The sequence below is a fragment of the Hymenobacter sp. HSC-4F20 genome (assembly GCF_019599275.1).
Taxonomy (GTDB): Bacteria; Bacteroidota; Bacteroidia; order Cytophagales; family Hymenobacteraceae; genus Hymenobacter.
Map to the genome: position 1 here is coordinate 148,835 of NZ_JAHZTD010000003.1, position 19,852 is coordinate 168,686.

General features: G+C 58.4%; 13 protein-coding genes and 1 pseudogene. 7 read left to right on the plus strand and 7 right to left on the minus strand.

Translation table 11 applies throughout. The annotated features are described in order from the left end of the window. Positions 1–65: 65 nt before the first annotated feature. Together K3G63_RS16665 and K3G63_RS16670 are read right to left on the minus strand one after the other, a co-directional pair. On the minus strand, positions 66–893 hold the full coding sequence (locus K3G63_RS16665; RefSeq protein ID WP_220615262.1) for an outer membrane protein assembly factor BamD: 828 nt from the start codon (positions 891–893) through the stop codon (positions 66–68). Between the two features lie 87 nt (positions 894–980). Further along, entirely contained in the window at positions 981–2,660 is a 1,680-nt protein-coding gene (locus K3G63_RS16670; protein ID WP_220615263.1) for an OstA-like protein, read from the minus strand. Between the two features lie 349 nt (positions 2,661–3,009). Here K3G63_RS16670 and tilS point away from each other — a divergent pair, with 349 nt between their 5' ends. The 5 genes and pseudogenes from tilS (at position 3,010) to mdh (ending at position 9,745) form a co-directional block, all read left to right on the plus strand. Then, positions 3,010–4,338 carry a tRNA lysidine(34) synthetase TilS gene (tilS, locus tag K3G63_RS16675; protein WP_220615264.1) on the plus strand — a complete coding sequence of 443 codons (1,329 nt, stop codon included), beginning with the start codon at positions 3,010–3,012 and terminating at the stop codon, positions 4,336–4,338. A gap of 104 nt (positions 4,339–4,442) precedes the next feature. After that, positions 4,443–4,610, plus strand: coding sequence for a hypothetical protein (locus tag K3G63_RS16680; RefSeq protein ID WP_220615265.1), 168 nt, complete (start codon positions 4,443–4,445; stop codon positions 4,608–4,610). 359 nt (positions 4,611–4,969) lie between these two features. Further along, positions 4,970–5,662 (plus strand): annotated as a pseudogene (locus K3G63_RS16685) (GLPGLI family protein); the annotation flags it as partial. A 99-nt stretch (positions 5,663–5,761) separates the two neighbouring features. Further along, complete coding sequence (locus K3G63_RS16690; protein WP_220615266.1) at positions 5,762–8,431, plus strand: hypothetical protein; 2,670 nt, start codon at positions 5,762–5,764, stop codon at positions 8,429–8,431. Between the two features lie 372 nt (positions 8,432–8,803). Further along, on the plus strand, positions 8,804–9,745 hold the full coding sequence (gene mdh, locus K3G63_RS16695) for a malate dehydrogenase (RefSeq protein WP_220615267.1): 942 nt from the start codon (positions 8,804–8,806) through the stop codon (positions 9,743–9,745). Positions 9,746–9,822: 77 nt separating this feature from the next. Here the strand turns inward: mdh and K3G63_RS16700 are convergent, their stop codons facing one another. The 4 genes from K3G63_RS16700 to mutL form a co-directional block, all read right to left on the minus strand. Next, entirely contained in the window at positions 9,823–10,344 is a 522-nt protein-coding gene (locus K3G63_RS16700; RefSeq protein ID WP_220615268.1) for a DUF4468 domain-containing protein, read from the minus strand. A gap of 156 nt (positions 10,345–10,500) precedes the next feature. After that, positions 10,501–11,397: a rhomboid family intramembrane serine protease gene (locus K3G63_RS16705; protein ID WP_220615269.1), complete on the minus strand. Its 897-nt coding sequence runs from the start codon at positions 11,395–11,397 to the stop codon at positions 10,501–10,503. Between the two features lie 108 nt (positions 11,398–11,505). Next, entirely contained in the window at positions 11,506–12,288 is a 783-nt protein-coding gene (locus K3G63_RS16710; protein WP_220615270.1) for a rhomboid family intramembrane serine protease, read from the minus strand. Positions 12,289–12,437: 149 nt separating this feature from the next. Then, a complete protein-coding gene (gene mutL / locus K3G63_RS16715) occupies positions 12,438–14,495 on the minus strand; it encodes a DNA mismatch repair endonuclease MutL (protein WP_220615271.1) in 2,058 nt (685 codons plus the stop codon). Between the two features lie 316 nt (positions 14,496–14,811). Here mutL and K3G63_RS16720 point away from each other — a divergent pair, with 316 nt between their 5' ends. Next, a complete protein-coding gene (locus K3G63_RS16720; RefSeq protein WP_220615272.1) occupies positions 14,812–17,763 on the plus strand; it encodes a glycoside hydrolase family 3 N-terminal domain-containing protein in 2,952 nt (983 codons plus the stop codon). Between the two features lie 246 nt (positions 17,764–18,009). Then, a complete protein-coding gene (bshA, locus tag K3G63_RS16725) occupies positions 18,010–19,146 on the plus strand; it encodes an N-acetyl-alpha-D-glucosaminyl L-malate synthase BshA (protein ID WP_220615273.1) in 1,137 nt (378 codons plus the stop codon). 111 nt (positions 19,147–19,257) lie between these two features. Here bshA and K3G63_RS16730 read toward each other — a convergent pair whose 3' ends face one another. Then, the gene (locus K3G63_RS16730) at positions 19,258–19,788 is read right to left on the minus strand and encodes a 5' nucleotidase, NT5C type (protein WP_220615274.1); all 531 of its coding nucleotides are present in this window, start codon (positions 19,786–19,788) and stop codon (positions 19,258–19,260) included. Positions 19,789–19,852: the final 64 nt, after the last annotated feature.

Consider the following 19,852-nt stretch of genomic DNA (forward strand, 5'->3'; position numbering starts at 1 on the left):
GGTCAGCTAGTTTACCCTCATTTTCCACAGGTAGCACCTTGCAAGCCCATTATCCACAGTAAATTTTATTTCGCGGCCGTAGTTTCGGCCGGTTTAATCTTGGCTACGGCGTCGCGGGAGGTATCGTACATGCGCTCCGCCTCCTTGAGGTTTTTGCTCTGAGGGAAGGCGTCGATAAAGTTCTGGTAGAAGGCAATAGCCTCTAGATACCGCTCCCGCTGCTTTTCTTCCACGCTTTCCCGGGCCAGGTCGTACTGGGCACTAAGCTTCAGGAAAGCCGCCTGCTCTCCGTAGGCCGAGGCGGGATACTGCTGCTGAAAGCCGGTGAAAGCCGTAACGGCCGACTGGTAGTAACGCAGGTCGTAGTAGAGGCGGGCGGCGCGAAACGCCTTGTTCTCCAGCTTCTTCTGCAACTCCTGCGACATCCCCTCGGTTTCGGCGCGGAAACGGCTTTCCGGAAAGCGGTTCAGGAAATCCTGAATGACTTCCAGGGCCGAGAAGGTGTTGGTTTGGTCAAGCTGGAAGTCAGGCGAGTCGCGGAACAAGGACTTGGCCTGCATGAAGGCTGCTTCTTCGGCGTACTGCGAGTTAGGATACGTTTCGTAGAACGTTTTGAAGTAGTAGGCGCTCAGGGTGTAGTTCCGCTGCTGGAAGTTGGTATTGGCGAAGTAGAACTGCGCTTTTTCCGCTTCCGGGCGGCCTTTTAGCAGCGGATTCAGCTCCTCCAGTAGGGTACCCGCCTTGAAATAGTCGCCTTTCTCATAATACTGCAAGGCAGCTTCGTACTTCTTGTTTACGTCGGTGCTCTTGAGCAGCTTCTGGTAGCCCGTGCACGAGCCAAGCAGCAACGCGCTCAAGGACAGAGCAAAGAAGGTAGGGCGAAAAGACAGCATAAGGGGCGCAAAGGTAAGGATAATCGGTGAGGCAACTGCCACTGCCGTCGGGGGAAGTAAAACTACAGTCTGCCGGATAAACCAGCGTTATTTTTTGACGACTGGCTTCCGAGCCGACGGAGCCGCTTTTTTCTTGGCCGGGGCCGCGGGCCGGGTAGTTTTTGATTTCTTGGGAGTCGCTTTTTTCTTGGGCTTGGCGGGCAAAGCGAAGTGTTTGCCTAACGTTTGGCGACGGGTTGGGCGTTCCGTGGGCCGCCACCGAAAGTCCTTCAGTTTGGCATCTTCAGGCTGTAGCTCATTGGGCGGAATAAAGCTGGCTTCGGGGTTGGTAAGAAAGGAAATCGTCTGGAGCTTACTATCTGCAAAGCGCAGGGCCATAGTAGCCGAGAGGCTCTTGTTGACCCCTGACACGGCCGTGTCGCCCTCAAGAGCATAGTAGAGGCTCTCGGCGTTGCCAAGCACGTCAATTTTTTTTATGGCCTTCTCGCCGAAGTAGGCTACCATGTAGCGTCCTTTCACCTGGTTGAAGTTCAGCAGCGTATCCTGCCCAATGCTGAAGGCGTGGCCGTAGAGGCGCATCTGGTCGATTTTGCCCCGCCGCTGCTGAATCTGCATGGAGTCGGCAGTAAGTTGGTTTTTCTGGTTCCAGAGTACCGGATCGTGGCTGAGGTAGATGATGGAATCCTGCCGGTCGTAGGTCAGCGAGTCGCAGCGGCCCTGCAAGTCGGCGCGGAAGATGCCTACTTTACGGTAAGCGTAAATAACGCCGGCCTTATTCTGGGGCGGGCGGCCCTCCAGGCTCACCAGCGTATCGGCGGTGAGGTAGAGCGTATCCCGGTCGGAGATGTTGCGCATCACGGGGCGGCTGCCGTACACCTTGGCTCGGCCCTGGGCCCGCCAGTAGCGGCCCACGTCGCCCCGGATTTCGATGTTATCTTTCTTCGAGGTCATCGAGACGTGGCCGGTGGCTACGCCGTACTGTCGGGCTTCGTCGTAGAACAGCTTGTCGCCGCCGAGCAGGTAGTTGGGCGTCTCGATCTTAGCGTTGCGGGCGAAGTTGGACACCTTGGTGATGGTGTTGTAGGTGCCGTTTTCAGCGTAGAGGTTGCCTTGCTTGCCCCGGATGCGGGTAGGCCCAAAGAAGTAGGCAATTTTGCTGACCGTGTTGTACTGGAGCGTATCGGTGTCGATGTTGTTTTCCTTGGTCACCAGCTTCACGTTACGCTTGAAGCTGAACACCTTGCTCTGGGTGTTGTAGTAGCCGAACTGGCTGTCGAGGGTGTTCTCCGGGTCCTGCAGGTGCCCGCCGGTGCTGTAGTACGCCAGGTTCTGGTTCAGGTCGTAGTCGAGCAGCTGGGTAGTCAGGGTCATACGCGGGTCGCGCATGGTCACGTTGCCGGTCATGCGGGCCTTGCGGGTGTCGCCATCGTAGGTGCCCCGGTCGCCGGTAATCGTGATGGTATCGTTCTGGATGATGCGCACATTGCTGAACGCTTCCAGCGCATTGCGGTCCACGTACTGATAGGCCGAGTCGCAGTAGAGCAGCGTGGTACCTTGCCGGAAGCTCACGTTGCCCAGCACCTTCCGGATTTCTACCCCGTTGAACGTACCTCCTACCAATCGACCAGCCCCGGGAAGCAGTTCAATGCGCTGCCCTTGCGGCGGGGTAGCAGGGGTAGCAGGACGAGCGGCCGGACGTTGCTGGGCCCAGGTGAGGGTAGGCAGCAGCAGGAGCAGGAAGAGAAAAAGAGGCTTCGGGAACGACATTTAACTGCAAAGGTACAGAAGGGCCGTTGCTAACGGTTTTCTTTGTGGAATAGTACAGATGTTCCGTTTACACCGAACAGCTAGCTCCCCCCAGATGATTCTGCGCATCAAGCGACGTGGGCAGGAAGTGGTTGATCAATCGTTGTCTACAGTAAACGTCATTCCGAGGGTAGTTGAGGAAACTCGCGTGCTGATGCGGCAAGACCAACTCAACGGTCCGAGCGAGATGCCTCGACAAACTCGACATGACGGGCTGAAGGATTGTTCCCTCGCCGTCAACCACCCCCTACCCCTCCTTTTTAAGGAGGGCAGCTAGTTCTAGCCGTAAATTCTAGTTTTCTCCTACCCCATGCTCGACCGGATTCAAGCCTACATACAAGAACACGCTCTTTTCTCCCCTACCGATACGCTGCTGGTGGCCGTCAGCGGCGGCCTTGACTCCGTGGTGCTGGCCCACGTGCTGCACAAGCTGAAGGTGGAGTTTGCCGTGGCCCACTGCCACTTCGGGCTGCGGGCCGAGGAAGCCGACGCCGACGAGCAGTTCGTGCGCAAGCTGGCGGGGCAGTACGAGGCGCCCTACTTCGTGGAGTTTTTCCAGACCAAGAAGTTTGCCGAGCAGGAAGGCGTATCGACCCAAATGGCGGCCCGCGCCCTGCGTTACGAGTGGTTTGAGCGCATCCGCCAGACCCAAGGCCTCGACTACATTGCCACGGCCCACCACCAGCGCGACACGGCCGAAACCATGCTGCTCAACCTCACCCACGGCACCGGGCTGGCGGGCCTGCACGGCATCCGGCCCAAAACCGGCCACCTGGTGCGCCCCCTGCTGGCCGTAAGCAAGCCCGACCTCTACGACTACGTGGTGGAGAACCGCCTGATCTGGCGCGAAGATGCCTCCAACGACTCGCCGGTGTACCAGCGCAACCGCCTGCGCCTGGAGGTACTACCCGTGCTGCGCGACATCAACCCCTCCCTCGACCAGACCCTGAGCATTACCGCCGAGCGGGTGGGCGGGGCCGAGGAAATTGTGCGCCGCTACGTGGAAGAAACCGCCGCCCAGGCCCAACGCCAGGAGCCCGAGGCTACCTACCTCGACATCCGGCTGCTGCAGAAAACGGCCGCTACCACCGTAGTGCTACACGAGCTGCTCCGGCCCTTTGGCTTCTCCTACCTAGTAGTAAAAGACATTGTGCAGAGCTTCGGGGCCGAGTCGGGCCGCCGGTTTGAGTCGCCGACGCACCTGCTGGTCAAGGACCGGGAGCAACTGGTGATTACCCCGCGCAACCTCCAGAAGTTTGGCACCCACCAGCTGCAGGCCGGCCAGGAAGCGCTAAAAATTGATGGCCTGCACCTGCGCACCGAGCTGCGGGAAGTAACCGAGGGCTTCGAGGTGCCAAGAGGCAAGGCAGTGGCCGCCCTGGATGCCGACGCCCTGAAGTTTCCGCTCACGGTGCGCACCTGGCAGGAAGGCGACTGGTTTATGCCCATCGGGATGAAGGGCAAGAAAAAGCTTTCCGACTTCCTCATCGACCAGAAAGTGCCCCTCAACCTCAAAGACAACGTGCAGGTGCTGGTTTCCGCCGACGGCAAAATCGCCTGGGTTATCGGCTTCCGCCCCGACGACCGGTTTAAGGTGACCGAGGAAACCGAGCGGGTGCTGGTGGTGAAGCGAATGTAATGGGCAGGATTTTTACGATGTCGCAAAACGGCCTACTTTGTCCTTAATTGCACTACTCAATGGTACTTATTTGGGGAGTTATTTCATCTAACCCTTATAGTATCATGAAAAAATTTCTAGTAGTGGCCGCCCTGCTGGGTGGTGTATCGTTCAGCAGCGTGGCGGCTGCAAAAGCACCAAAGGCGAATATCATGCGAAAGGCAAGTATTCGCAGCACACATGCACTGAAGAAATTAGTAGTCGAAGGTTGTGGATGGGTGAGTGAGTTTTAGTATCGGCTGCGGCGAAGAAGATTTTCTTGGACATATATATGCCTGTAGCGTAGTCGACGTTCTTGATTCTAAAATTAGACTTCAAGAGGAGTTTTGCAATTAATAATCTTTTAGCAAAAGACCGCACTCATATGAGTGCGGTCTTTTGCTAAAAGATTATTAATAATTAAAATTTTAAACTTCTTTATATTTTTTCAATGAGACTTATATTCCTTTCCTCCCTCGTACTTTTTTCAATTCTAATTACTATAGGAAGATCAGCGGATTTACCCTCCTCATCCGTTAAAATTATTTGTTTATATCGCATGACTAGCAGACCAGATTCTACCTCTAAGACAACATGAGAGGAACTTACTCAACTAGCTATTTCGGATAGCTTATCAGAGTTTAGAAGCATCCTTCGATATAAGTCCGACTCATTAATTAGTAAATATCAGCATGTTGATTTAAATTCCCCTGCCTTCCATGAAGGAATGAACGAAATAACAAACTTACCTAAGTATAAGTTTGATGGTGTCATTATAAAAAACTTAAAAGTAAATAATTGCTTTTATTACGGAGTTGTTGGCAAATTCTTATACAAATATCAGGAATACGATTACCCATTGAAGTGGCAGCTATCTTCCGACACTGCAACCATCAATAGCTACAAATGTCAGCGGGCTTCTACCAGCCTGGGCGGTCGACGGTACGATGTTTGGTTTACTCGACAGCTTCCATTTAGCAACGGGCCGTATAAGTTTGGCGGATTACCTGGCCTAATCGTGCTGGCAACCGATAAGACCAATAGTTACCGCTTCGAACTCACGCGCGTGTATAAGCCCGCCAAAGAATACTACATTACGCCTCCCGACAAGGTAGTAATGCCAAGTAAACCCGCTATCACTACAACCAAAGAAAAATATTACACGAGCTACTTCACCGCTAAAAATAATTTTATAGAAAACTCTATCAATAGCGGAATGATCCGGTTTGATAATGAAGACGAAGTTCGCCGGAGTTACCAGGAAAAGTTGAAGCACCGTAATAATCCTATAGAACTCAAATATTAATATACTAAAAAATAAGGTACACTTTACACGAACATCTTAAACGTAAAGACACGAATTTACAATCATCTAGAATACAATTTATCCTTATTCATATCTTCCATGAAAGAAGGACACCAAATATTTTTATGGGTTTGCCTTCTTTGGATCGCAATAGGACACTGCCGGGCCCAAACCACTCTTACCGGCACCATCACCGACACCCAGCGCCAGCCTATTCCGGGGACGCTGGTGGAAGTGCAGCCCCTACCCGCCCTCGACGAATCGGCGGTGGCAGTAACGGATGAGGCCGGCCGCTTCACGGTGCGCCTCGCCTTTACCGCCGATTCGGTGCTGCTGAGTGCCCGCAGCCTCAGCTTTCGGGAGCAGACGCGACGGTTGCGCAATCAGTCGCAGGCCGTTGCGTTGGCCCTGCCGGCCAGCACTACCGCCCTCAAGGAAGTGACCATTAAGGCCCCGCCCATCCGGCGCGAGGGCGACACGCTCAGCTACCGCGTGTCGGCGTTTACCGAGCAGAAGGACCGGGTAATTGCCGACGTGCTCCGGAAGCTGCCGGGCGTGGAGGTGGAGGCCGACGGGCGCATTCTGTACGAGGGCCGGCCCATTCAGAAGTTCTACATCAACGGGGCCGATTTGCTGGAGAGCCGCTACAGCCAGGCCAGTAACAACCTGCCCGCCGATGCCGTGCAGGACGTGCAGGTACTCAAGCGCCATCAGCCCATTGCGGCCCTGCGCGGGGTGCAGAACACGGAGCAGGCCTCCCTGAACATCAGCCTGAAAAAGAAGGTGACGGCCACCGGGCAGGCCCGTCTGGGGCTGGGCACGGCCCCGCTGCTGTGGCAGGCCAACCTCTCGCCCATGCTGTTTACGCCCCAACAGCAGCTGCTGGATACCTACCAGACCAACAACACCGGCCAGGACGTAGCCGCCGAGCTGAAGCCTCTGGGTCTTGACGACCTGCAGCAGCTGCGGGAGCCGGGCCTGCGTAAACCCGAGCTGACGGGCATTCAGGACCTGGGGGTGCCCCCGCTGCCGGCCAGCCGGTGGCTGCTGAACCGGGTGCATCTGCTGAGCGCCAATCATCTGGTGCCCTTCAGCAAGGAGGCCCAGTTCCGCCTCAACGCCTCCTACCTCACCGATGAGCAGACGCGCACCGGCTCTACCCGCACCCGCTACACCCTACCCGACGGCCGCGCCATCATGCTCCGCGAAGCCAAGCGCAACGTGCTACGGCCGCGTCAGCTCACCACTGATCTGGCCTACATCCGCAACGTAAAGCAGTACTACCTCAAGAATACGCTCAGCTTCACGCGCGCCTGGGACGAGCAAACCGGCCTGCTCACGCGCGATACCGGCGCCGAAGTCCTACGCCAGCAGGCCCGCAACCCGTTTACCAGTCTCAGCAACCGCCTGGCCCTGGTGCGGCCGGCCGGCGCGGGGCGCATGGTGCAGGTAAGCTCCGTCCTGACCCTGGCCGGCAGTCCGCAGCGGCTGCTGGTAGCACCGGGGCCGCTGCCGGAGGTGCTGGCAGGTGGGCAGCCCTACCCCCAGGCCGTGCAGGAGGCCCGGCAGCGCAGCTTCTACACCAGCAACTCGGCGGCCCTGCTCTGGGGGCGGGGGCACTGGCACTACACGGCCGCCGCCGGCTTCATGCAGGAAACCCAGGGGCTGACTTCGGACCTAAGCCGACGACCAACGACTGAGGCGCCTACCCCCGATACGCTGCGCAACCACCTGCGCGCCTACCAGGCCCGCTACTACCTGCGCCCGGCCCTGGAATACAAAACGGCCCGGTGGCAGTTGGAGGCCGAAGCCCCCCTAAGCTACCGCACCCTCCGGGCCACCGACGCGCCCCTGGCCGCCGCCCAGCACCGCCGCTGGCTCACGCTGGAGCCGCAGGTAGCGGGGCGCTACGAGCTGAACGGGCTGTGGAACGCCCGGGCCGGCGCCGAGCTGACCAACCAGCCCGGCAGCCCGGAGCAGCTGTACTACGGCTACCTGCTGCGCGATTACCGCACCCTGCAGCGCAACGCAGCCCCCCTCACCCAGGAGCGGGCATTCAGCTCGCGCCTGGGGCTGCACTATGAAAATCCCTTGACCTCGTGGTTGTATCAGGCCACCTATAGTTTCAGCAGCAGCACTCGCAACCAGCTGCTGCGCAACCTGGTTCGCTCTGATGGCACCCTGACCACCGTGGCCGTGGCCCAACGCGCCACGGCCCCCCGGCACACCCTGGCCGCCCAGGCCAGCAAGTTCATCAGCCCCTGGAAAACTACCCTGGCGCTGCAGCTCAGCGGCACGACCAGCCGCCAGCCTCTGCTCCTGAATGCTACCCCCACCACCACCCGCAACCAGTCGGGCACGGTGCGGGCGCGGGTCAACGCGGCGGCTTTCAGGTGGGGCAGCCTGGAGTACACGGGCCTGCTTACGGTACTGCGCAACCGGGTAGGCAGGGCCGCCCAGCCCGCCACGCGCCTGCAGGAGCACCGCGCTACCCTAGCCCTCTACCCCACCGAGCGGCACCAGTTGCTCCTCACCACCGAGTACTATCAGAACACCGGTGCTGGAACCACCGTCCGCACGTTTTTTGCCGATGCCAGCTACCGCTACACCTTGCCCACAGCCCGCAAGCTGGATGTAGAGCTGAAAGCCAGTAACCTACTCAACAGCCGGGCCTACCAGTACGCCTTCGTGTACGATTTCGTGCTGGTGCAGAACGAGTATGCATTGCGGCCCCGGCAGCTGCTGGCTTCGGTGCGGGCTTCTTTTTAGGCTCTGTGGAAAGTGAAGAAAGCAACAACGGTCATGTTGAGCCGGGTGAGGAATCTGGCGGGCTGATGTTGCTATAGTAATCCAACGATTTGAGCGAGATTCCTCGACCAGCTCGGCCATGACGGACTTTCATCCTACGCGCTGTACGACCTTACCGCAAACGCAGAAACACTACCCGGTTTACACCATTACTATAAGCGGGTCGCAGACCTGATGCAGGGCCTACCCCCTGCTATGAAGCGCAACCTTCCGCCTAGCGGGCGAGGCAGTTGCCGGGGCACGGTGCAGTTTTGTGGGGCCAGGGGTTGCCGGAACTGGTTTTCGGTTAGCTTTACAGCCTCATCCCTTCGTTCACACCCAATTCCTCACCCAATGAAAGTTACCGTAGTTGGAGCCGGCAACGTGGGCGCAACCTGCGCCGATGTACTGGCCACCCGCGAAATTGCCAACGAAATTGTGCTGGTTGACATCAAGGAAGGTTTCGCCGAAGGCAAAGCCCTCGACATCTGGCAGAAAGCGCCCATCATCGGCTACGACTCCCGCACCGTAGGCGTAACCGGCGACTATAGCCGCACCGCCGGCTCCGACGTGGTAGTAATTACCTCGGGCCTGCCCCGCAAGCCCGGCATGAGCCGCGACGACCTGATTTCGACCAACGCCGGCATCGTGAAAACGGTAACCGAGCAGGTAGTAAAATACTCGCCCAACGCCATCATCATTGTGGTGAGCAACCCGCTGGACGTGATGACCTACCAGGCCCACCTCACTTCGGGCCTGCCCCGCGAGAAGGTGTTTGGCATGGCCGGCATCCTGGATACGGCCCGCTACCGGGCCTTCCTGGCCGAAGCCCTCAATGTAAGCCCCAAGGACATTCAGGCCGTGCTCATGGGCGGCCACGGCGACACGATGGTGCCCCTCCCCCGCTACACCACGGTAGGCGGCATCCCGGTAACGGAATTGATTGGCAAGGAAGAGCTGGACGCCATTGTACAGCGCACAGCTGTAGGTGGAGGTGAGCTGGTGAAGCTGATGGGTACCTCGGCCTGGTATGCGCCCGGTGCTGCCGCAGCTCAGATGGTAGAAGCTATTGTGCGCGACCAGCGCCGCGTGTTCCCCGTGTGCATTGAGCTGCAGGGCGAGTACGGCATCAACGGCGTGTACCTGGGTGCTCCGGTTATTCTGGGCCGCAACGGCATTGAAAAGGTGATTGAACTGCAACTCAACGACGAGGAACTGGCGCTGCTGGAAACCTCGCGCGGCCACGTGAAAGAGGTAATGGACGCCCTTGATAACATGGGCAAGGCTTCGGCCTAGTTTCTCCCGCTTCTGGCGCCAACACAAAGGCCTTACTACCGGTGGTAGTAAGGCCTTTGTGTTGGCGTTTTGTTTATTTACCAAGTAACTGTTGTAGGTTTTTGGCCGTGGGTCATGGCGACATCCAGGGAGGTTATCAACTCCTTGATTTGCGAGTCAAGGTACCCGGCCCGGTCCTCCACGTAGTAGTTCTGCCGCAGGGTGCGCAGATGCTCAATGGGATAGGTAGAGGGGCCTTCGGCCACCTGCCCGCCAACGCGCATGGTACTGTACGTCCACTGGATCTGGTCGATCTGATACTTGTACTTCCCATCCTTCACGTATACCGTGCAGGTGTAGGCGTAGCTATTAGGGTCCTTGAAGGCTCCGATGGGCGGCTGAGTTAGCAGGCCGTGCCCGCTCACTGTACCGGTCTGCTTATCACGCACGTGAGTTGTATCAGCGCCGCCAGTTAAGGTCTGCTTCGCCCACTGCTGGGCCCGGGCAAACAACTCATCCTGACCAATACCCTCAACGGGCAATACTCCGGTGTACACCACCCTGTTTTCTACTAAGGGCAGGCGGTTGTAGGCGTAGGGTTTTTCTGTTTTTTGTGCCATGCAAGCACTACCGCTGATAAGTAGCAGCACTAGAAATAAATAATATGCTTTCATGGCTGCTAGTTACGTAAAGAGCCCCAGGCATACACTACTACGGCCGAGCCGAAGCACAAAAAAGCCCCCTGGCGGGGGCTCTTGCAAAGAAAGGAATGGCACTTACCGCTGGCTGGCGCGGAACAGCTTCTGCTTTTCGTCTTTTGATAAGCTCTCGTAGCCGGAGCGGGAAATTTTATCCAGAATCAAATCAATTTCCTCCTGCTCGGGCTTGGCCACTGCCCCTTTCTTGGGAGCGGTAGCCGGAGCCGTAGTGTTGCCGCGGTGGGTCACGCGCAGGTTTGGCCGGCCAGTAACCAAGCGCGTTATCCAGTCGCCCACAGCCTGTACCGGCCGGCCTAGGTCGCGGCCGGCTTGCAACTGCTTAATGAACACGAAGCCCAGAATAGCTCCCCCAATGTGAGCGAGCCCTCCGCCCTCATTGCCTTGGTTAATGGCAATAACCGACAGCAGAATCACGACGGCGGCAATGTACTTAATGCGTACCGCCCCAAACAGGAACAACATAAAGGTGTATTCTGGCAACAGGGTTGCCGCGGCCATAATAATGGCTGTAACCGCCGCCGAGGCTCCTAGCAATGATACCCCTCCCGGGCGGTGCAAAGCCGGAACCAAGTTAAAGGCCAACAGAAACAGCACGGCCCCGGCCAGCCCCCCCAGAATGTAAAGACTCACGAGGCGCCGGTCGCCGAGGTACTCACGAATCAGCGCCCCAAACCAGTACAGGTTTAGAAGGTTAAACAGGATATGAAAAAAGCTCTCGTGCGTGAAGGCGTAGGTGAGTACCGTCCAGGGGTGGCGCAGCAGCGCAGCCGGGTCGGAGGGCAGCTGCAGTTGCCGCACTACGTTGGGATAATACTCGAGATAGGTGCCCGTCAGGCGCATCAGGGCTTCAATCAGCACCAGAGCCACAAATACTAGCCCGTTAAGCAGCAGCAGCTGAATCAGGGCATTATCGCGGCGACTAAAAGCGGTGCGGATATCATTAAAAACACTCATCAGTGGGCAGGGTTAAAGCCGGGCCAGGTGGCAGGAACGAGGTGGACACCGGGCGGTAATTTCTACAATTTTCATGCAAGCGCCTTTCCCGCGCCCCGGGTCTGCCACTTAGTACAGGCGGGTGCGGTTGCGCTGCCAGAACAGCAACACTACCAGCCCCACCAGCATTCCGCCCAGGTGAGCAAAGTGCGCCACATTGTCGCCCGGCACGCGGTGCACCCCAAAGTAGAACTCGTACAACCCGTATAACACCACAAAGTATTTGGCCTTGATGGGAATGGGCAAGGGGAACACCATCAACCCGGTGTTGGGAAAGAAGAAGGCGAAGGCCAGCATTATCCCGAACAGCGCCCCTGAAGCCCCTACCATCGGGTGGCTCTGGCTTTGCTCGTAGGTGGCTTGCATGGTCGTTAGCAGGCCCTGGATGAGTTGCTGGTCGTTAGGGGTTTCGTGCAACTGATGAATCACGGCATCAAAGGCCGCCTCATTGCCCTCAATGTTGTGGTTGACGAAGTCCTGCAGGTGAATATCTGTAGGTTCCTGCCGAAATACTTCCGTGTCGTGCTGCATGCGCCGCAGCTCATACGTGCGCAAGCCGTTGTACAGAATACCCGCTCCCAGCCCGCAAATAAGCCAATACGTCAGGAACCGTTTCGCGCCCCACCGCTGCTCCAACAGCGGGCCCAGGGCAATCAGGCCCAGCATGTTGGAAAAAATATGCCCCATGTCCGCGTGCATGAACATATAGGTCAGGAACTGCCAGGGCTTGAACAGCGGGTTATCCAGCGGGTAGAGCGCCAGGAAATTGAGGCCACGCAGCTGTAAGCTCAGAAAAAACACCGCCGCATTGGCAATGAGCAGGTTGCGGACCGTGGGCGTAAGTTGAAACATGAAGAACTGAGTTTGGGCTGATGTACCGGGTACTACCCCGGGGCCAGCAAGCTACGACTGTTCGCCGACCGAAGCCGGCCGGATGTCTTTCACGAGCCCCGCCCGGTTTTGGTTGGCTGCTACCCCGCGCCGGCGGGCCACCACGGTACTCAGCGGCTGAAGAAGGCCTGCACCTGGCTTAGCTCCAGCAGCACAATAGTCCGGCGGCCATCCGGAGTATAGTTGGGTACCTGGCAGGCAAAGAGCTTGTCCACTAGCGTGGTCATTTCCAGCTCCGAAAGCCGGGCGCCAGCCGCCGTGGCGGCCACCCGCCGGGCTAGGACCCGCGCCATCTGCTCCCGCCGGTCGAGCTTTACGGGGCCGGCGGCAGTACGGAACTGCTCAATCAGGCCTTCCAGCAGCTCTTTCTCGTCGCGGGCAGGCACGTCGGCCGGAATACCTTCCACAGCAATGGTGTTCTTGCCGAAATCGGTGAAGCGGAAACCCAAGGCCCGGAGTGGCTCTTCTACCTCGCGCAAAATGGCAAAGTCCTGGGGGGTGAAGGTGATGGTACGCGGAAACAGCAGGGTTTGGGAAGCACTGGTTTCGCGCTCCAGGCTTTGGGCGTACTGCTCAAACAGAATTCGCTCCCGGGCCGCTACCTGATCGATGAGCATTACCCCGGATTTCACTGGCACCAGCAAATACTGCTGGTGCAGTTGCAGCACCTTGTTGCCCGGCCCCGTGGAAGATTCCCGCAGAGGCAGCTCAGGCGTAGCCGTGGCCGCGGGCACGGCGGGAGTTTCTTCCAGCGGCGGTAGGGTAGCAAAGGCGGCGGCCACAGGAGGCACGGGGTCAGGGGCGGCCACCAGGGGTTCGGCTGGGGCTACCGCCGGCCGGGCAGCCGCCAGGGTAGCCGCCGAAGGCACGGGCACCCCCACGGCGGTGGCTTCGTGCTCGACATCGGGCACGCTGAGCTGGCTCAGGCTCTTGTAGAAGTCTTCCAGTTCGCGCTTGGCTTGCTCCGTAGGGCGGGGCGGCAGCTGCCGCTCGTAGGCATCGGGGCGGGATGTTTTCTCGCCCGTGTCGGCGGGGCTGCCCGCCGCCCGGGCTGCGGCCGAGGCCAGGGCATCGGGCTGGAAGTCATCGGCAAAAGGATTCTTCTCGTGGCCCGAAAGGCGTAGGGGCTGAATAGGAGCAAAATTCACGTTGCCGTCGAAGTCCAGGGAAGGAGCCATGTTGTGCAGCCCTAGGCTTTGCTTCACGGCCGCCCGCACAATGGCGTACACGGTTTTCTCGTCCTCGAACTTGATTTCCGTTTTGGTGGGGTGCACGTTGATGTCAATAGCCTTGGGGTCTAGGTCTAGGAATAGCACGTAGAACGGGTGAGTGTCCTTGGGTAACAGCCCCTCGTAGGCAGCCAGCACGGCGTGGTTTAGGTAGGCCGAGCGGATAAAGCGGTTATTAACAAAGAAAAACTGGTCGCCCCGGCTTTTCTTGGCTGACTCCGGCTTGCCAATAAATCCCCTCACCGTGATGAATGGGGTCACTTCTTCCACCTGGGCCAGCTGCTCCTTGTAGCCGTTGCCTAGCAGCGACACAATGCGCTGGCTGAGCTTGCCGGCCGGCAGGTTGAACACCTCCAGGTCGTTCTGAAACAGGGAAAAGCTAATTTGCGGATTGGCCAGGGCTACGTGCTGAAACTCGTCAAGAATATGCCGCATTTCCACTGCGTTGCTCTTGAGAAAGTTACGCCGGGCCGGCACATTAAAGAAGAGGTTTTTCACGCTGATGCTCGTGCCATCGGGGCAGGCCACGGGTTGCTGACTGCTCACCTGGGAGCCCTCCACTAGCAGCAAGGAGCCCGTGTCCTGGTCGCGCTGCTTCGTGCGGATTTCGACCTGAGCGACGGCCGCAATGGAAGCCAGGGCCTCGCCCCGGAACCCGAGGGTGCGGATGCGGAACAAGTCGTCGGTGGTGCGGATTTTACTGGTGGCGTGGCGCTCCAGGCTCATGCGCGCATCAGTGGGGCTCATCCCCTGGCCGTTGTCGACGACCTGCACCAACTGTTTGCCGGCTTCCTTCACAATCAGTTGCACCTGGGTTGCGCCGGCGTCCACAGCATTTTCCAGCAGCTCTTTTACCGCCGAAGCCGGGCGCTGCACTACTTCACCGGCCGCAATCTGGTTGGCTAAATACTCGGGCAGGAGTTGAATAATATCCGCCATATCAAATCAAATTCAGGGCAAAATCACTAAAAAAACAGCCGTGCTTTGCGGGCCGGCTGGCGGGGCTATCCGCCTGATAACAACCAGCGTCGGGAAATTATCCGTAAGTTTGCGGCCAACTTTTGTGTGCGCGGCGTGAGACGTATTACACGAATCAGGCGTTGGAGAGAGAAGATGCCAGCACGGCAACGGCCATCAAAAGCGGCCCGTAGCCCGGTCTTTTTCCCTTCCGGCACCCTTTTTGGAACCGCAAAAGTAGAGCTTTTCAGCTCGTCTTCTACTTACCCATCACCTTCAGCACAGACCACCGGAGCCGATGCTCAAAGACTTTCGGATTGGAATCTTCCTGCTAGTACTGGCCGTCACGGGTCTGCTCATTGCCTGGTCGGCCCCGCGCGAAGAAGGCGGGCGGCCAATGTCGGTGGCAGAGCAGAACTGGGTCGACAGTGTGTTTACCTCGCTTACCCCCGACCAGCGGCTGGGCCAGCTGTTTATGGTGGCGGCCTACTCTAACAAGGACCGCAAGCACGCCCAGTACACCGAGTTTCTGATCAAGAACTATAACATCGGGGGGCTGATGTTTCTGCAGGGCGGCCCGCGCCGGCAGGCTCTGCTCACCAATCGCTACCAGGCGGCGGCCAAAGTGCCCCTACTCATTGCCATGGACGCCGAGTGGGGCCTGGACATGCGCCTGGACTCCAGCATGCACTTTGCTAAGGGCATGACCCTGGGGGCCATGGACGACGACCAGTACGTGTACCAGATGGGCCGTGAAATTGCCCTGAAGATGAAGACCTTGGGCGTGCACGTAAGCTTTGCTCCGGTTATTGACGTCAACTCCAACCCCGATAACCCGGTCATCGGCAACCGCTCCTTCGGCGAAAACAAAGAGCAGGTAGCCAAGCGCGGCATCAGCTACATCCGCGGGCTGCAGGACCACGGCGTGATGGCCGTGGTAAAGCACTTCCCCGGCCACGGCGACACCGACGTGGACTCTCACGTGGCCCTACCCGTCATCAACTCCGATATGGCCCGGCTCACGAACGTGGACCTCTACCCGTTCCAGAAGTCGTTTGAGCAGGGCGTAATGGGCGTGATGGTAGGCCACCTGTACATGCCTCTGCTTGATACCGTGCGCAGCCTCTCGGCTACCATCTCTAAAAATCTGGTAACCGGACTGCTTAAGGAGAAGATGAATTACCGGGGCCTCGTGTTCACGGATGCGCTGAACATGAAGAGCGTCTCGACCCTGTATAAGCCGGGCGAATTGGACGCCCTGGCCCTGGCCGCCGGCAACGACGTGCTTCTGTTTTCGGAGGATGTGCCCATGGCCCTGCAGAAAATCAAGGAGTTTATTGCGGAGGGTAAGATTGAGCAGGCCGACGTGGACCAGCGCGTGCGTAAGGTGTTACGGGCCAAGTACTGGGCGGGCCTGAACCGCTACCAGGCCGTGGACGTGCCCAACCTGATGACCAACCTGAACCGGCCCCTGAGCCGCATGGTGCAGCAGCAGATTTACGAACACGCTACTACGGTAGTGAAGAACGAGGACGGTCTGCTACCCTTCATGCGCCTCGATACCCTGCGAATTGCAGCGGTAACCATTGGCTCGGATGCGCCTACCTACAAGGAAATCATGGGCAAGTATCAGAACGGGCCGGTGTATGCTGTTCCAAACCGCTACGCGGTGGATTCTACCTTCGCCCGCATCAGCAGCCGCCTGACGCCCTACAACGTGGTGGTCGTCAGCCTGCACAACATGAACAACACCCCCACCCACAACTACGGCATTGGGGAAGGGGCGCTGAAATTCCTGAAGGAGCTGCAGGCCAACCCAAAAATCAAGACGGTGGTCCTTGCCTTCGGGAATGCCTACGCCCTGAAATACCTGGAGGGCAGCCGCAGCCTGGTGTGCGGCTACGAGGACAACTACGCCTCGCAGCTGGTGATGCCGCAGGTACTGTTCGGGGCGCTGCCGGCGAAGGGCCGCCTGCCAGTGACGGTTTCCGAAAACCTGAAAGCCGGGGTGGGGCTGCCTACGCCCGACCTACGCCGTCTGCGCTACGGCACCCCCGAAGAAACGGGCCTCGACTCGCGCATTCTCGCCCAGATTGATAACGTGGCGCTGGAAGCCGTGGCCTATGCTGCGGCGCCCGGCTGCCAGGTGCTGGTCGCCAAGGATGGCATGGTGGTGTTCGATAAGAGCTACGGCTACTGCACCTACGATAAGTCGCAGCCCGTCAACAGCAGCACCCTCTACGACTTGGCTTCCGTAACGAAGGTAGCGGGCACGCTGCAGGCCATCATGTACCTCAAGGACCAGGGCAAGCTTACCCTCGACGAGCGGGTTTCCTCCTACCTGCCCGAGCTGAAAACAACCAATAAAAAGGATATGACGGTGCGCGAGGTGCTCATGCACCAGGCGGGCCTCAAACCCGGCATTCCTACCTGGGAGCGGACCATTACCAAGGCCGGCCCCAAGCCCACGTTCTACGCCAGCACCGAGTCGCCGGAGTTTTCGCGGGAAGTGACGCCGCAGCTCTATAGCCTGAGTACCTCCGAGGACTCGGTGTGGGCCTGGGTGCAGCGTTCCAGCCTGTTGCCCAAGGTGAAGGGCAAGTACCCCGTGGAATACTCCGACCTGAGCTTTATCATTCTGAAGCGGGTAGCCGAAAAGGTGCTGAAAGAGCCCATTGATGGATTTCTACAGAAGAATTTCTACCAGCCCCTGGGCCTGGGCACCATGACCTACAACCCGCTCAGCAAATTCCCCAAGTCGTGCATTGCGCCCACGGAAAACGACACCTACTACCGCCGTACCCAACTGCAAGGCACCGTGCACGACCAGACGGCGGCCATGGTGGGGGGCGTGGGCGGCCACGCCGGGCTGTTCTCCAACGCCAACGACCTGGCCATCCTGATGCAGATGAACCTGCAGAATGGCCGCTACGGCGGGCAGCGCTTCTTCCAGACGCCGGTTGTCACGGAGTTTGCCCGCAGCACTGAGGCTGGCAACCGCCGGGGCCTGGGCTGGGACAAGGGTGACCCCACCAAGCCGGAGGGGCCCACCAGCAACCTCTCGCCGGCCAGCACCTTCGGGCACACGGGCTTCACCGGCACCTGCGTGTGGATGGACCCCGAAAACAAAATCCTCTACATCTTTCTTTCTAACCGCGTGTACCCCGATGCCGGCAATAACAAGCTGCGCCAGTACAACATCCGCACCCGCATCCACGACGTGATTTACAAGTCGTTACAGAAAACATGATCTGTTGTCCGGCTTTCCTGCTCCTCTGAACTGCCCTGGCGGCAAGGCATCCGAATGGGGTGACTTGCCGCCTTTTTTGTAGCATCCGCCGAAAACAGGCTATTCAATAACCAAAATTTAACGCAGAGCTTCGCGGCCCCCGCAACGGTTCCGCCCAGAAAGTGTCCGTTGCCTACCTCGTTGCTCTTTATTTGTTCTCCCCTCCTATCCGTACCGTAGTTGGTACGGCATCAGTTGAAGCCACCCATGAACATCGGCATTGTTTGTTACCCTACTTTCGGCGGCTCCGGCGTCGTGGCTACTGAACTGGGCAAGGCCCTGGCCCTGAAGGGGCACCGCGTGCACTTTATTACCTACAGCCAACCGGTCCGCCTCGATTTCTTTAACGAGAACCTGTTCTACCACGAGGTATACATTCCGCCCTATCCCCTGTTCCAGTTTCCGCCCTACGAGCTGGCGCTGGCCAGCAAAATGGTGGACATTGTGCAGAACGAGAAGCTGGACGTGCTGCACGTACACTATGCCATTCCGCACGCTTCGGCGGCCTACATGGCCAAGCAAATCCTGCTCACCCGCAACATCCGCATTCCGGTAGTTACTACCCTGCACGGCACCGACATTACCCTGGTGGGCAAAGACGCTAGCTACGAGCCGGTAGTCACGTTCAGCATCAACCAGTCGGACGGGGTAACGGCCGTATCGGCTGATTTGCGGCGCGAAACCTACGAGTACTTCGCGGTGGAGAAAGACATTGAGGTGATTCCGAACTTCATCAACCTGGAGCGGTTCCAGAAGCAGAACAAGGGGCATTTTCGTACGGCTATTGCGCCGGAGGGTGAAAAGCTGCTGGTGCACACCTCCAACTTCCGCTCCGTTAAGCGCATCGACGACGTAGTGAAAATCTTTGCCGGCGTGCGGGCGCAGATTCCGGCCAAGCTCCTGCTGGTAGGCGACGGGCCCGACCGCCCGCGTATTGAAAAGCTCTGCCGCGAGGTAGGCTACTGCAACGATATCCGCTTCCTGGGCAAGCTCGAAGCCGTGGAAGAAGTACTCAGCGTGGCCGACCTGTTTCTGATGCCTTCCGAAAAAGAAAGCTTCGGATTGGCCGCCCTGGAAGCCATGTCCTGCGAAGTGCCGGTTATCAGCACCAACGCCGGCGGTATTCCCGAGCTGAACGAGCACGGCCTCACGGGCATGGTCAGTAACATCGGCGACGTGGACGACATGGTGAAGAACGCCCTATACGTTCTTCAGGACGAGAACCTACCCCGCTTCAAGGCTGCCGCCCGTGCCCACGCCGAAACCTTCTCAGTAGAAAAGATTGTGCCGCGCTACGAAGCCTGCTACCAGCGCGCCATTGATGCCACGCTAGCCGTGGTGTAGAGGCAAGCTCGGCCCATACTCAGCAAAAAAGCCTTGGTGTAAACACCAGGGCTTTTTTGTTTGGTTTGCTGTGAAGGCGCGGCCTTACGCTACGAATACAGCAGAAAGGCTCTACAGAAACAGCGCACCTACCTCCTGCCAACTGCGGACCCGGCGGTAGCGGGTTTCGCCAGCGTTGTGCGGCGCGTCGAACAGGATGCCCTCGCCCCGGAAGTGGTCGAAGTTGAACGCGTTGTCGTCGATGAGGTAGTCGGCGTTGAGGATGCTTTTGTCGCCGCAGAATACCACGTTGCGCCACGGGATAAAGGGAAAGTGCTGGCGCAGCCACTCGTACTTGTCCAGAAAGGAGCTGGGAAACTCCATGGCCGCTGTGGCAATGAACAGCTCGTAGCGCTGGTTTATTTCCCGGAGCACCCGCTGGCTATCGGCAATTACGGGCAGGTCCTTAAAGAAGCCGGGCCGGTTGGGGTACTCGCGCAGGGCCGCCTGGTGCTCCGGCGCTACGGCCTCGTGAAAGTGCTTGCCCTGCAGCTCGTCCAGGGTTAAGGTAAGCTGGTAGTCAAGGCCATACCATTCGTGAAAACGGGCAATGGAGTCGGCAATAACCTCGTCCATATCCACTGCAATTCGCTTTTTCGTCATGTGCTGCTGGCTTTATTGTCAAAGGACCATCTTCAGGCGGAAGCACAGCCGGCGCTCTGGCAGG